The 12,093-nt window shown below is 74.1% G+C and carries 9 protein-coding genes; 2 read left to right on the forward strand and 7 right to left on the reverse strand.

Going from position 1 to position 12,093, the window contains the following annotated elements; all coding sequences use genetic code 11:
* Position 1 precedes the first annotated feature (1 nt).
* From ACFVT2_RS15560 to ACFVT2_RS15575, 4 genes are all read right to left on the reverse strand, one after another.
* Positions 2-1,663 carry an ABC-F family ATP-binding cassette domain-containing protein gene (locus tag ACFVT2_RS15560; RefSeq protein ID WP_390017292.1) on the reverse strand — a complete coding sequence of 554 codons (1,662 nt, stop codon included), beginning with the start codon at positions 1,661-1,663 and terminating at the stop codon, positions 2-4.
* Positions 1,664-1,743: 80 nt separating this feature from the next.
* Entirely contained in the window at positions 1,744-3,378 is a 1,635-nt protein-coding gene (gene abc-f, locus ACFVT2_RS15565; protein WP_390017295.1) for a ribosomal protection-like ABC-F family protein, read from the reverse strand.
* Positions 3,379-3,699: 321 nt separating this feature from the next.
* Positions 3,700-3,891, reverse strand: a complete 192-nt coding sequence (locus tag ACFVT2_RS15570; protein WP_390017297.1) for a hypothetical protein — start codon at positions 3,889-3,891, stop codon at positions 3,700-3,702.
* Between the two features lie 103 nt (positions 3,892-3,994).
* Positions 3,995-5,056 carry an alpha/beta fold hydrolase gene (locus ACFVT2_RS15575; protein WP_390017300.1) on the reverse strand — a complete coding sequence of 354 codons (1,062 nt, stop codon included), beginning with the start codon at positions 5,054-5,056 and terminating at the stop codon, positions 3,995-3,997.
* Positions 5,057-5,536: 480 nt separating this feature from the next.
* On the opposite strand from ACFVT2_RS15575, the gene ACFVT2_RS15580 reads away from it, so the two are divergent.
* Both ACFVT2_RS15580 and ACFVT2_RS15585 read left to right on the forward strand, forming a co-directional pair.
* On the forward strand, positions 5,537-6,103 hold the full coding sequence (locus ACFVT2_RS15580) for a TetR/AcrR family transcriptional regulator (RefSeq protein WP_390017302.1): 567 nt from the start codon (positions 5,537-5,539) through the stop codon (positions 6,101-6,103).
* A gap of 119 nt (positions 6,104-6,222) precedes the next feature.
* A complete protein-coding gene (locus tag ACFVT2_RS15585; protein ID WP_390017305.1) occupies positions 6,223-7,641 on the forward strand; it encodes a S28 family serine protease in 1,419 nt (472 codons plus the stop codon).
* 86 nt (positions 7,642-7,727) lie between these two features.
* On the opposite strand, the gene ACFVT2_RS15590 is transcribed toward ACFVT2_RS15585, so the two are convergent.
* The 3 genes from ACFVT2_RS15590 to ACFVT2_RS15600 all read right to left on the reverse strand — a co-directional run bounded on the left by ACFVT2_RS15590 (position 7,728) and on the right by ACFVT2_RS15600 (position 11,988).
* Positions 7,728-9,548 (reverse strand): glycoside hydrolase family 3 protein, encoded by a 1,821-nt coding sequence (locus ACFVT2_RS15590; protein WP_390017308.1) that lies wholly within the window; start codon positions 9,546-9,548, stop codon positions 7,728-7,730.
* A gap of 321 nt (positions 9,549-9,869) precedes the next feature.
* On the reverse strand, positions 9,870-10,796 hold the full coding sequence (locus ACFVT2_RS15595) for a sugar phosphate isomerase/epimerase family protein (RefSeq protein ID WP_390017310.1): 927 nt from the start codon (positions 10,794-10,796) through the stop codon (positions 9,870-9,872).
* A gap of 28 nt (positions 10,797-10,824) precedes the next feature.
* The gene (locus ACFVT2_RS15600) at positions 10,825-11,988 is read right to left on the reverse strand and encodes a LacI family DNA-binding transcriptional regulator (protein WP_390017312.1); all 1,164 of its coding nucleotides are present in this window, start codon (positions 11,986-11,988) and stop codon (positions 10,825-10,827) included.
* Positions 11,989-12,093 lie beyond the last annotated feature (105 nt).

Consider the following 12,093-nt stretch of genomic DNA (forward strand, 5'->3'; position numbering starts at 1 on the left):
ACTATGGCGCTCGCAAGGATCGCCCGCCGGGCCCGCCGGGCCCTCCCCCCGCGGCGTTCAGGTGGATCTCCCGGCCCGGCCAGCGCCGCCGCAGCCAGCGGTCGTGGCTGGCCAGGACGATCGCGCCGGGACCCGTGCCCAGCGCGGACTCCAACTCGTCGCACAGGCGCGGGGAGAGATGGTTCGTCGGCTCGTCGAGCAGCAGCAGTGCCGGCGGGCGGGCCACCAGGAGCGCCAGCGCGAGCCGGCGGCGCTGCCCGACCGACAGGTGCCCCACCGGCTTGCCGAGGTCCGCCTCGTGCAGCAGCCCCAGCGTGCCCAGCGGGACCGCGTCGGCCCGCTCGGCGCCGAGGACGCCCTCGTAGGTCTCCCGGGCGGTACGGTCCGGGCGGTCGAAGACGGTGTCCTGGGACAGCATCCCCACGGTGAGGCCGCGCCGTCGCCGTACCTCTCCGCCGGCTTCGAGGCGCCCGGCGAGCACGGCCAGCAGCGTCGACTTCCCCGCCCCGTTGCCGCCGGTGACCAGCAGCCGCTCGGCCGACGACACATCGAGGCGGTCGACGGCCAGCCGGCCCGGCACCCGCACCCGGCGCAGAGAGACGAGGGTGCCCTCCGCGGACGGCCGCGCCAGCGGGGTGTGCCGCAGTCGCAGCACCTGCGGCACCGCCGCGACCTGGTCGCGTTCGAGCTCCTGGAGCCGGCGGGTGGCGCTGCGCACCCGCCGGGAGATCTGGTTCTGTACGCGCCCGGAGCGGTGGCCGTAGCCCATCTTCTCGTTGTCGCGCCGCTCCCGGCCCGGTGCGACCAGCTGGGCCGTGACCTCCGCCGAGCGGCGCAGCGCCGCCAACTCGTGCTGCTCCTCGGCGTACCGCCGCAGCCAGCGCTCCCGCTCGGCGCGCTTCTCCACCAGGTAGGCGCGGTAATTGCCGCCGTAGCGGACCGGGCCGTCCACCGCCGGGTCGAGGTCGACGACGTCGGTGCAGACGGCGTCGAGGAAGGCCCGGTCGTGGCTGGCCGCCACGACGACCCCGGGCAGGCCGCGCAACTGCTCCTCCAGGAAGGCGGCGGCGCCGTCGTCGAGGTGGTTGGTCGGCTCGTCCAGCAGCAGCGCGGACGGCCTGCGCACCAGCAGCGCGGCCAGCGCGAGGCGCCCGCGCTGGCCGCCGGAGAGGGAGCCGAGGGGCCGCCCGTGCGGCAGCGCGCCGAGGCCGATCCCGTCCAGCACGAGCGCGGCGCGCCGGTCGGCGTCCCACACCTCGCGCTGCTGGGCGGCTTCGAGGTGCCGCGCGTAGGCGTCGAGCAGGTCCGGGTGGCCGGGGGCGTCCTCGGGGGTGTGGGCCAGGTCCTGGGCGAGGCGGTCGATCTCCGCGAGGGTCTCGCGGGCCTCGCGCAGGGCGTCGTCCAGGACGTCGGCGATCGTCGCCCCGGTGTCGAACGGCATCTCCTGGTGCAGGAAGCCGAGGTCGGGCGGGCGTACGACGCTGCCCGAGTCGGGCTCGTCGGCACCGGCGAGGATGCGCAGCAACGTCGTTTTGCCGACGCCGTTCTCGCCGATCAGCCCGATCCGGTGGCCGGGCGAGGCGGTGAGGCCGACTCCGTCGAGGACCCGGCGGGTGCCGAGGGTGCGGACGATGTCGTGTGCGAGCAGGGCGGGGTGAGACATGGTGATCCGTCCGACGCGGTCGTTTCTGGGCCCACCGGGTGCGGCACCTCGGGCGTGGGCACGGGCGGCACGTCGGCGGCTCAGGAGTGCGGCGCCCCCGTCTCCGTCAGCTCGCCGTCGGCGACCCGCAGCCACCGGTCGACGCCGATCCGCGCGAGGAACCGCTCGTCGTGGCTGACCACCACGAACGCGCCGCGATAGCACGCCAGGGCGCTCTCCAGCTGGCCCGCGCCGACCAGGTCGAGGTTGTTCGTCGGCTCGTCCAGCAGCAGCAGCTGCGGGGCCGGTTCGGCGCACAGCACGCAGGCGAGCGTGGCACGCAGGCGTTCGCCGCCGGAGAGTACGCGCACCGGCAGGTGCGCGCGGGGGCCGCGGAACAGGAAGCGCGCGAGCAGGTTCATCCGCTCCGCCTCCGGCCGCTGCGGGGCGAACACCGCGAAGTTCTCGGCCACGGTGCGGTCGGCGTCGAGCAGGTCCAGGCGCTGCGACAGGGCGGCGATCCGCCCGTCGGCCCGCTTGATGTCCCCGCTTTCCAGGGCGAGTTCGCCGGAGATCAGCCTCAGCAGGGTGGTCTTGCCCGCGCCGTTGGGGCCGGTGAGCGCGATGCGTTCGGGCCCGCGGATCGTGAGGTCGGCGCCGTCCCCCGCGAACAGGTTCCGCTCGCCGCGGCGGATCTGCATCCGCTCGCCCAGGACGACGGTGCGTCCGGCGGGGACGTCGGTGTCGGGCAGCTCCAGGACGAGCCGCTGCTCGTCCCGCACGGCGCGCCCCGCCTCGTCGAGCCGGGCCTGTGCCTCGTGGACGCGGGTGGCGTGCATCTGGCCCGCCCGGCCGGCGGACTCCTGGGCGCCGCGCTTCATGTTCCCGGCGAAGATGCGCGGCAGACCGGCGTTCTTGAGGTTGCGGGCGGCGTTGCTCGCGCGCCGCTCGGCCCGTTCCCGGGCCTGCTGCATCTCGCGCTTCTCCCGCTTCAGCTCCTGTTCGGCGTTGCGTACGTTCTTCTCCGCGACGTCCCGCTCGGCCCGTACGGCCTCCTCGTACTGGGTGAAGTTGCCGCCGTACAGCCGCAGTTCACCGCGGTCGAGTTCAGCGATGCGCTCCATGCGGTCCAGCAGGGCCCGGTCGTGGCTGACGAGCAGCAGACTGCCGTTCCAGTCCGAGAGCACGTCGTAGAGCCGGTGGCGGGCTTCGAGGTCGAGGTTGTTGGTCGGTTCGTCCAGCAGCAGCACGTCGGGGCGCTTGAGCAGCTGCGCCGCCAGGCCGAGGCTGACGATCTGGCCGCCGCTGAGGGTGCCCAGGGTCCGGTCGAGGGCGAGATGGCCGAGGCCGAGCCGGTCGAGCTGGGCGCGGGTGCGCTCCTCGATGTCCCAGTCGTCGCCGATGGTCGTGAAGTGCTCCTCGCCCACGTCACCGGACTCGACGGCGTCGATGGCGCGGATCACCGCGTCGACGCCCAGCACCTCGGCCACCGTCGGTTCACCGGTCAGGGGGAGGGTCTGCGGGAGGTAGCCGATCGTGCCGTGCACGGTCAACGACCCGGCCGCGGGGCGGAGTTCGCCGGCGATCAGCTTCAGCAGGGTGCTCTTGCCGGAGCCGTTGGGCGCCACCAGGCCCGTACGGCCGGCGCCGACGGTGAAGGACAGGCCCGCGAAGACCGGGGTGTCGTCGGGCCAGGAGAAGGTCAGCTGGGAGCAGATGAGGGAAGCGTCGGACATGGGGATGACCTCGTGGGGAAAGAGGGCAGAGCACTCCCCGGGGAAACCGCGGTACGGAAACCGCCGTGCGAAGGGCACTGCACCTGAAGACAGGGAAAAGGGGACGACGAGACGACCACATCGGCGGCACTGCGAAGGTGCGCCTGCCGGTGGTCGATCAGATCCGGGGGTCACCCGGAGATGTCGTCGTCACCCGCCATGTCTGGACTCCTCTACGAAGGATCACTGCCGCGGCCAACGTACCAGGCACCGCGCGGCCGGCCGAAAGGTTTTTCCGCCGCCGCCGCGACGCCCCGCGGCCCGCGCGGCGGCGGACGCGCTTCAGAGCACCAGGTCCCACGCCAGGCAGGCGAGGAGGTTCCCCGCCCCGGGGGTGCCGGCGCCGCGCTCGGGGTCCCCCGGCGAGGCCGCCGTCACCTCGACCATGTCCTCGTAGGCGATCCGCTCGGGCAGTGCGCCGAACCGCGCCCGGCGCACCGCCGAGTCGCCGTCCCGTGTGCCGTGGTCCTGCATCGTCAGCCTCCCGCTCGCTCGCTTGCCCCGTACCCGGCCCGGCGCTCCCGCCGCGCCGGACGCTTCGGCGCGCACCCGTATCCGCCGGGTGGTCGACGGCCCATCAGAGGCGCCCGGCGTCGATGACGGCGCGGGCGAACGCCTCGGGTGCCTCCTGGGGCAGGTTGTGGCCGATGCCCTTCAGGGTCCGGTGGTCGTACGGGCCCGTGAACCTGTCCCGGTACGCCGATCCGTCGCCCGGAGCCGTGAACGGGTCGCGCTCGGCGTCCAGCGTCACCGTCGGCACGGCGACGACCGGCCGGGTGGCGAGCCGCTTCTCGTACGGCTCGTAGCGCGGTTCGCCCTCGGCGAGGTTCAGTCGCCAGCGGTAGTTGTGGATCACGACGGCGGCGTAGTCCGGGTTCTCGAAGGCGGCGGCCGTGCGCGCGAAGGTGGCGTCGTCGAAGTGCCACGTCGGGGACACGGTGTCCCAGACCAGCCGTGTCAGGTCGTGCCGCTTGGCCTTGTCCTCCATGGCGATCCGGCCCCGCTCCGTGGCGAAGTAGTACTGGTACCACCAGGCGTGCTCGGTTGCCGGGGCCAGCGGCCGGAGGTTCGCTTCGAGGTTGACGACGAGGTAACCGCCCACCGACACCAGGGCCTTGCAGCGTTCGGGCCACAGCGTCGCGATGATGTCGGCGGTCCGGGCTCCCCAGTCGAATCCGGCGAGCACCGCCTTCTCCAGCCCCAGCGCGTCCATCAGGGCGATGACGTCGAGGGCGAGGGCCGACTGCTGCCCGTTCCTGAAGGTCCGGGGGGAGACGAAGCGCGTCGTGCCGTGGCCGCGCAGATAGGGAACGATCACCCGGTGCCCCTCGGCCGCCAGGAGCGGCGCGACCTCGGCGAAGCTGTGGATGTCGTACGGCCAGCCGTGCAGGCAGATGACCGGCGGCCCGTGCGCCGGTCCCACCTCGGCGTAGCCGACCTCCAACAGGCCGGCCCTGACGGTCTTGAGCGGGGGGAACCCGCCGCTCCCGCGGGGGCCGGCCGCGGTCGTGGTGGTCGCACCGGCCGGCCGCCGTGGTGCGGCCGAGGCATGCGCCGGTCCCGCCCCCACCAGTGTCGCGGCGACCGCGCCGCCGGCACCCAGGCCGAGCGCCCTGCCGAACGTACGCCTGTTGATCATGTGAAGCCCTCCGTGCGTCTCGAAGTGCCGGCCTGCGACCGATCCGTGCCTCGCGGGAGATCCCGAGTGCGTCCGGGGCCCGATGGCCGCCGGGGCGCGCCCGACGACTGTGGCACAGCATTCGTCACCGGTCAAACAGGTGATGCACGCCAACTCTGCCCACATCAGGGGCGCTTGGCGGCCGGGTCCGTCCGGGAAAGATGCGTCTCCCTCTTGCGTTCTCCCGTGGCGGGACGGCACTCTGGCGAAGCAGAAAGAACGGTCATTCTCTCTTGATAGCCGCCCCGAACGGAGCCCGCTGATGATCGACCGCCGCACCCTGATCCGTAACGGAGGCGCAGCCGCCGCCGGTGCCCTCGGCGCGACCGCCCCCGTCCCGACGGCCGCGGCCGCTGCGCCCACCGGCGGCGGGAGCACGGACCCGCGACGTCCCGCCCCTGACCGCCCGGGTCCGACCGCCCCTTCCCTACGCTGGTGCCCATGACCACGGGAGCCACCGAGAGAACCCACCCCAGAGAGCGCCTCCTGGACACCGCGGGGCGACTGTTCTACGCGCAGGGCATCCAGGCCGTGGGCGTGGAGCAGCTGGTCACCGAGGCGGGGGTCACCAGGGCGACCTTCTACCGCCACTTCGCCAGCAAGGACGGACTGGTCGCCGCCTACCTGGAGGCCCGCGGAGCGGGGGTGGCGGACGCCGTGGCGGCCATCCTCGCCGCCCATCGGGGCCGCGACGCCCTGCTCGCCCTCATGGACATGATCGGCGACACCCTCTGCCGGCCGGGGTTCCGCGGCTGCGGCTTCCTCAACGCCGCCGCGGAGTACCCCGACCCCGCGCACCCGGTACGCGTCCGCATCGCCGAGCACCGCCGCTGGTTCCACGGCGTACTGCGCACCGTGGCCGGCGACGCCGGGCACCCCGACCCCGAGCGCGCGGCCCGGACCCTGGTCCTGCTGCGGGACGGAGCGATGGTGGGCGGCTCGCTCGACGACCCCCGCACCATCAGGGCGACACTGCGCGAGGCCGCGGAGAACCTTCTGACGGCATGACCGGGACCCCGCCCGGCGACTCGTCACCCCGCCCCGGGCGGCGCCCCAATGGGGGCTGGTGGCGCCCCCGCCGCGCGGATAGGTTCGGCCCGACCTTTGACACCCCAAGGGGAGGGCCCATGCGCAAGGGCAAGAGATGGCTGCTGACGCTCGCCGTACTCATAAGTGCGGCGAGCGTCAGCGCACCGGCAGGGGCGGCCACCGCCGCCGGACCGGACGGCACGGACATCAAGGACCGGATCCTCGCGATCCCCGGAATGCGCCTGATCGAGGAGAAGCCGGTCGACGGCTACCGCTACTTCGTCCTCACCTACACCCAGCCGGTCGACCACCGGCACCCGGAGAAGGGGACCTTCCAGCAGCGGCTGACCCTGCTCCACAAGTCGGTGGACCGCCCGACGGTGTTCTTCACCTCCGGCTACGACGTCGGCACCACACCGTCCCGCAGCGAACCCACCAAGATCATCGACGGTAACCAGGTCTCCCTGGAATACCGCTACTTCACCCCCTCCCGCCCGGTGCCCACCGACTGGAAGAAGCTGGACATCCAGCAGGCCGCCACCGACCAGCACCGCATCTTCCAGGCACTGCACGCCCTCTATCCCAAGCACTGGATCGCCACCGGCGGCAGCAAGGGCGGAATGACGGCCACCTACTACCGCCGCTTCTTCCCGCAGGACATGAACGGCACCGTCGCCTACGTCGCCCCCAACAACACCGACCGCACCGACACCGCCCCCTACGACCGCTTCTTCGCCACCGTCGGCACCCCCGAGTGCCGCGCCGCCGTCGGCAAGGTCGAGCGCGAGGCACTGCTCCGCCGCGACGAGATCGTGAACCGTTACGAGAAGTGGGCCGGCGAGCACAAGCGCACCTTCCACCTCATCGGCAACGCCGACCGGGCCTACGAAGTCCTCGTCACCGACCTGGTCTTCGGCTTCTGGCAGTACCAGCCCGCCGCGACCGCCTGCCCCGAGGTGCCCGCACCCACCGCCTCCACGGACGCCCTGTGGACCTGGATCGACAAGGTCGGCGGCTTCGACTCCTACACCGACCAGGGCATGGAGAAGTACCAGCCGTACTACTACCAGGCCGGCACCCAGCTCGGTGAGCCCGCGTACCACTACCCCAACCTGCGCGGCCTGCTGCGCTACCCGGGCATCAACAACTCCCGCAGCTTCGTGCCCCGCGAGATCCCCATGCGGTTCGACCGGCGCGCCATGCCGGACGTCGACCGCTGGGTGCGGCACCACGCCACCCGCATGATGTTCGTCAACGGGCAGTTCGACCCGTGGAGCGCCAAGCACTTCGAACTCGGCCGCGGCGCCCGGGACTCGTACCTCTTCACCGTCCCCGGCGGCAACCACGGCGCCAACATCGCCACGCTCAAGGACACCGACCGCACCAAGGCCACCGCCGAACTCCTCACCTGGGCCGGCCTCCCGGTGCCCGCCAACGGCCGGGCCGTCGCCCAGGCCCCGGAGAACAGAGCCCTCGACCGGCCGGAACTCTCCCCGCACATGACCCTGCGGCCGTAGGCCCGCACCGCACTGCGCCCGGGTGTGCCGGGTGCGTGCCCTCCGCCGGACGGAGGGCACGCACCCACCGGACCCCGTCGGTCCGCTCAGTACCGCAGCCCGTGCCCGATCTGGTAGAGCGCGGTCCGCGGCGCTTCCGCGCGCATTATCGCCACCGGCAGCCGGCCCGCCGGATCCCGCCGCCCGGCGATCACCCGGGCCGCCGCCCGCAACTCCACATCCGTCCACGAATAGCTGGCGAGCGCCGCCGCCACCCCGTCCAACAGGGCGATGTCGTACGGATTGCGGACCGCCAGCTGCACCACCGGCTTCCCCGTGGCCAGCAGCTCCCCGACCAGCGTGCGCTGCGCCGACGACGCGGTCACGTCGTACGTCGCCACCACCGCCGCATCCCGCTCCGCCAGCGCCGCCCGGGCCCGGGCGATCAGCTCCGAGGACGGCGCCGTCCCGGTGGACAGCGCGGTGGCCGTGAAGCCCGACCGGGTCAGTTCCTCGGCCAGGACCGTGGTCGGCGGGCCGCCGGTGCCGGTCGGCGCGGCCGGATCCACCCCCACCACCAGCAGCCGACCGGTCCGCCGCCGGGACAGCGGCAACACCCCACCCTCATTGCGCAGCAGCGTGGTGGTGCGGTCCGCGATCCGGTCCGCGGCGGCGCGGTGCGCCCGCACCCCCACCACCCGGTCCACCCGCTGCCTGGAGGTGTACGGATCGGCGAACAGCCCCCGGCGCTCCTTCAGCAACAGGATCCGCAACAGCTTGGCGTCGATCTCCCGCCCGCTCAGCTCCCCGTCCCGCAGCGCCCGGACCACCGCGGCGTGCGCGACGGACAGGTCCGGCGGGTTCAGCAACTGGTCCACCCCGGCCTTCAGCGCCAGCACCGGCACCCGGTCGTCCCCGTACTTCACCCGGACGCCCTCCATGCCCAGTGAATCGGTCACCACCACCCCGTCGTAGCCGAGCCGCTGCCGCAGGATGCCGGTGACGATCGGACGGGAGAGGGTCGCCGGATCGCCACTGGGGTCGAGGGCCGGCACCACGATGTGCGCCGTCATCACCGAGTCGATGCCGGCGGCGATCGCGGCCTTGAAGGGCGGCGCGTCCAGCCGCTCCCACTCCTGGGCGGAGTGGTGGATGTAGGGCAGCCCGACGTGGCTGTCGGTGTCGGTGTCACCGTGCCCGGGGAAGTGCTTGGCGCAGGCCGCCACCCCCGCGCCCTGGTAGCCGCGCACCTGAGCCGCGACCATACGGGCCACGGCCTGCGGGTCGGCCCCGAAGGACCGTACGCCGATGACCGGGTTGGCGGGGTTCACATTGACGTCCGCGTCCGGCGCGTAGTCCTGCCGGACGCCCATCGCGAACAGCTCCTGGCCGGAGATCCGCCCCGCCGTGCGGGCGTCCTCGACGGACCCGCCGGCGCCCAGCGCCATCGCGCCGGGCAGCAGCGTCGCCGGCGCCCCGATCCGGGCCACTATTCCGTGCTCCTGGTCCGTGGAGATCAACACCGGGACGGGGACGCGGAGGGCGGCGGCGGCCTCCTGGATGCCGTTGGACAGGTCGGCGACCTGGTACGGGTCGCGGGTGTTGTGCGCCCAGCCGAAGTAGATGATGCCGCCGACGTGGTACTCGGCGATCAGTTCGGCGGCGTCGGCGACGCCGATCTCCTTGCGGTTGGCCGCGGCGTCGGCCGGGTCCGGGTCGGTCGCGGAGTGCCCGTACACCCGCATCACGAAGAGCTGGCCGGCCTTCTCCTCCGGCGACATCCGGGCGATCAACCGGCGCAGCCGGTCCAGGGTGGCGCGTGGGGGTGACGGGACGGGGGAGGGGGCGGCGTGGGCCTCACCGAGGCCCAGGGCGGCGGCCGCGGCTGCTGCGGCGGCGGTGGTCAGGACGGTACGTCTGGAGTGCATCTGCGCTCCTTCCGGGGGGCTTCCTCGAACATGTGAAGGAAACTTCCAAGGAGACACGGATAGCCGGAAAATTCCTGCCGGTCAATGACGGAGAACCACGGCGCCGCCCAGGGATTGCGGCCCGGGCCGGGGTGTGGTGGGGGAGTGAGCCGTGGGGCTGCCGGGGACGCAGTGGGGACGCCGTGGGGACGTCGTAGGGACGGTGCGGGGATGCCGCGGGGGCGTCGTCGGACGTTGGGGGGACGTCGCGGGGACATCGGGGGGACGTCATGGGGATGCCATCGGGACGTCGCGGGGGAATCGCCGGGTGCGGGGCCGCGTTCAGGCGTCGCCCGGACCCCGGCCCCGGCCCCGGCCCCGGCCCCGGCCCTGGCCCTGGCCCTGGCCCTGGCCCTGGCCCTGGCCCCGGTCCCCGCCCCCGCCTGCATCGAGCAGCCGTGCCAGATGCGCCCGTCCCGCCGCAAGCAGCCCCGGCAGCCCCGCCGCCCCCGGATACCACCGCTTCTCGTACTCCCAGCACCACCACCCGCCGGCCTCCGGCGCGAGCGCCGCCACCACCTCCGGCAGCGGCAGCACCCCCGCCCCCAACGGAAGCGGCGTCAGATCCTCCGCCGACGCCACGTCCTTGACCTGTACGTACCCCAGGTGCCCGGCCAGCGCGGCGCGGGTCGCGGCGGGCGCCTCCCCACCCAGCCAGCTGTGCAGCACATCCCACAGCGCCCCCACCCGCGGATCGTCCACGGCCGCCAGGATCCGGGCCGCCGCCGCGCCGGTGCGGTGCGAGTCATGGGTCTCCAACAGCACCCGCACCCCGCGCTCCGCGGCCAGCGGCGCCACCGCCCCCAGCCGCCGGACCGCGTCCGCCTCCGCACGCTCCGCCGGACGGCCACCGCCCCCGGGGAAGACCCGGACGTACCCGGCCCCCAAGTCGCCGGCCAACAGCACCAGTTCGGCCAACTCGTGGGCCAGCGCCGCCTCCGCCGCGGGGCCCGGGCACTCGGCCGCGACCCTCGCGTACCCGGCCACGGTCAGGATCTCCACGCCCGCGTCCGCGAACCGCCCGCGCACCGCCGCCCGCTCCCGCATCCCCAGCAGCGGATGCACCGGCTCCTCGGGGTGCGCCCGCAGCTCCACCCCCTGATAGCCGCACGCCACGGCCAGCCGCACCACCTCGGCCACCGGCGTCCCCGGCACCCCGAGCGTCGAGAACGCCAGCCGCACCCCCGCCGGGGCACCGTCCCCGTCCATCCCGCCTCCCGCCATCCCTGATGTCACGTCAGCCGCCAGACCTGCCCGACCCGACCCCGCCCGAAACCGCGCCCCCGCCACCCCCGGCGGTCGCCGCCCCGGGCCGCACCGGACCGGTCGACTCGCGCACCAGCAGCTCCGCCGACAGCGTCGCCACTCCACCCGGCGGCGCCACCGCCCGCCCCAGCGCCAGCCGCCCGGCCCGCGCCCCGGCCTCCCGCAGCGGCAGCCGCACGGTGGTCAGCGCGGGCGCCGCGTCCATGCTGAACGGCAGATCGTCGAAACCGGCGACCGAGACGTCCTCGGGTATCCGCAGCCCCCGGTCGCGCAGCGCCGCGCACACCCCGAGCGCGGCGGTGTCGTTGGCCGCCACCACGGCCGTCAGGTCCGGCTCCCGACGGAGGAGTTCCAGGGCCGCGTCATAGCCCGAGGAGCGGTCGTAGGCCCCGGGGACGGTGCGCGCCGGCACGTCCACGGTGCCGTGCGCGGCGAGCGCGTCCCGGTGGCCGGCCAGCCGCTCGGCCGTGGTGGTGCGGCCGGCCGGGCCCGCCACACAGCCGATCCGGCGGTGCCCCAGCGCCAGCAGGTGCGCCGTCAACCGCCGGGCGCCGCCGCGGTTGTCGAACGCCAGGGTGACGGGCGGAACGGCGGCCCGGGCCCGGCCCGCGCCCGGTGGCACCGCCGCCGCTGTCACCTCCCGGTCCTGTGGGGGCCGCCCGCACAGCACCACCCGGGTGCCCGCCTCCGCCAGCCGCGCCACTCTGGCGGCGAGGGCCCGCGCGTGCCCGGGGTCCTCCGGGGCGCCGCCGGTCAGCACCACCGCGGTGGCCCGCTGCCGCTGGAGGTGGGTGAGGTAGTCCAGCTCGCGCTGCGGGGAGCCGCCCGTGCTGCACACCACGGCCAGCTTCTCGGCCCCGCTCCCGGCGGCATCGCCCAGCTCCCCCTGGACGGCGGCCGCCAACACCCCGAAGAACGGGTCCGCGAGGTCGTTCACCAGGATGCCGACCAGGTCCGAACCGGCGCCGGCCAGCGCGCTCGCCGGGCCGTCCACGACGTACTCCAACTCCGCGACCGCGCGCAGCACCCGGCCGCGGGTGCCCTCGGTCACCGGATAGCTGCCGCTGAGCACGCGCGAGACGGTCGCCGGCGACACCCCCGCACGCGCCGCCACATCCGCCAGCGTCACCGCCATCACGCCCTCCCGCATGCCGCAACGACCCTCGGCCGCACCCTTGTTGGCGACCTGCCACGCAGGCTAGCGTCCCCTCTTGGAGAAAGCGCTTACTGTCCACAGGTA

The organism is Streptomyces sp. NPDC058000 (assembly GCF_042886435.1).
Lineage (GTDB): Bacteria > Actinomycetota > Actinomycetes > Streptomycetales > Streptomycetaceae > Streptomyces.

Bases quoted from the DNA above. Each gene is read 5' to 3' on its own strand.
- ACFVT2_RS15560 (WP_390017292.1), bottom strand. From the start codon at position 1,663: ATGTCTCACCCCGCCCTGCTCGCACACGACATCGTCCGCACCCTCGGC.
- abc-f (WP_390017295.1), bottom strand. From the start codon at position 3,378: ATGTCCGACGCTTCCCTCATCTGCTCCCAGCTGACCTTCTCCTGGCCC.
- ACFVT2_RS15570 (WP_390017297.1), bottom strand. From the start codon at position 3,891: ATGCAGGACCACGGCACACGGGACGGCGACTCGGCGGTGCGCCGGGCG.
- ACFVT2_RS15575 (WP_390017300.1), bottom strand. From the start codon at position 5,056: ATGATCAACAGGCGTACGTTCGGCAGGGCGCTCGGCCTGGGTGCCGGC.
- ACFVT2_RS15580 (WP_390017302.1), top strand. From the start codon at position 5,537: ATGACCACGGGAGCCACCGAGAGAACCCACCCCAGAGAGCGCCTCCTG.
- ACFVT2_RS15585 (WP_390017305.1), top strand. From the start codon at position 6,223: ATGCGCAAGGGCAAGAGATGGCTGCTGACGCTCGCCGTACTCATAAGT.
- ACFVT2_RS15590 (WP_390017308.1), bottom strand. From the start codon at position 9,548: ATGCACTCCAGACGTACCGTCCTGACCACCGCCGCCGCAGCAGCCGCG.
- ACFVT2_RS15595 (WP_390017310.1), bottom strand. From the start codon at position 10,796: ATGGACGGGGACGGTGCCCCGGCGGGGGTGCGGCTGGCGTTCTCGACG.
- ACFVT2_RS15600 (WP_390017312.1), bottom strand. From the start codon at position 11,988: ATGGCGGTGACGCTGGCGGATGTGGCGGCGCGTGCGGGGGTGTCGCCG.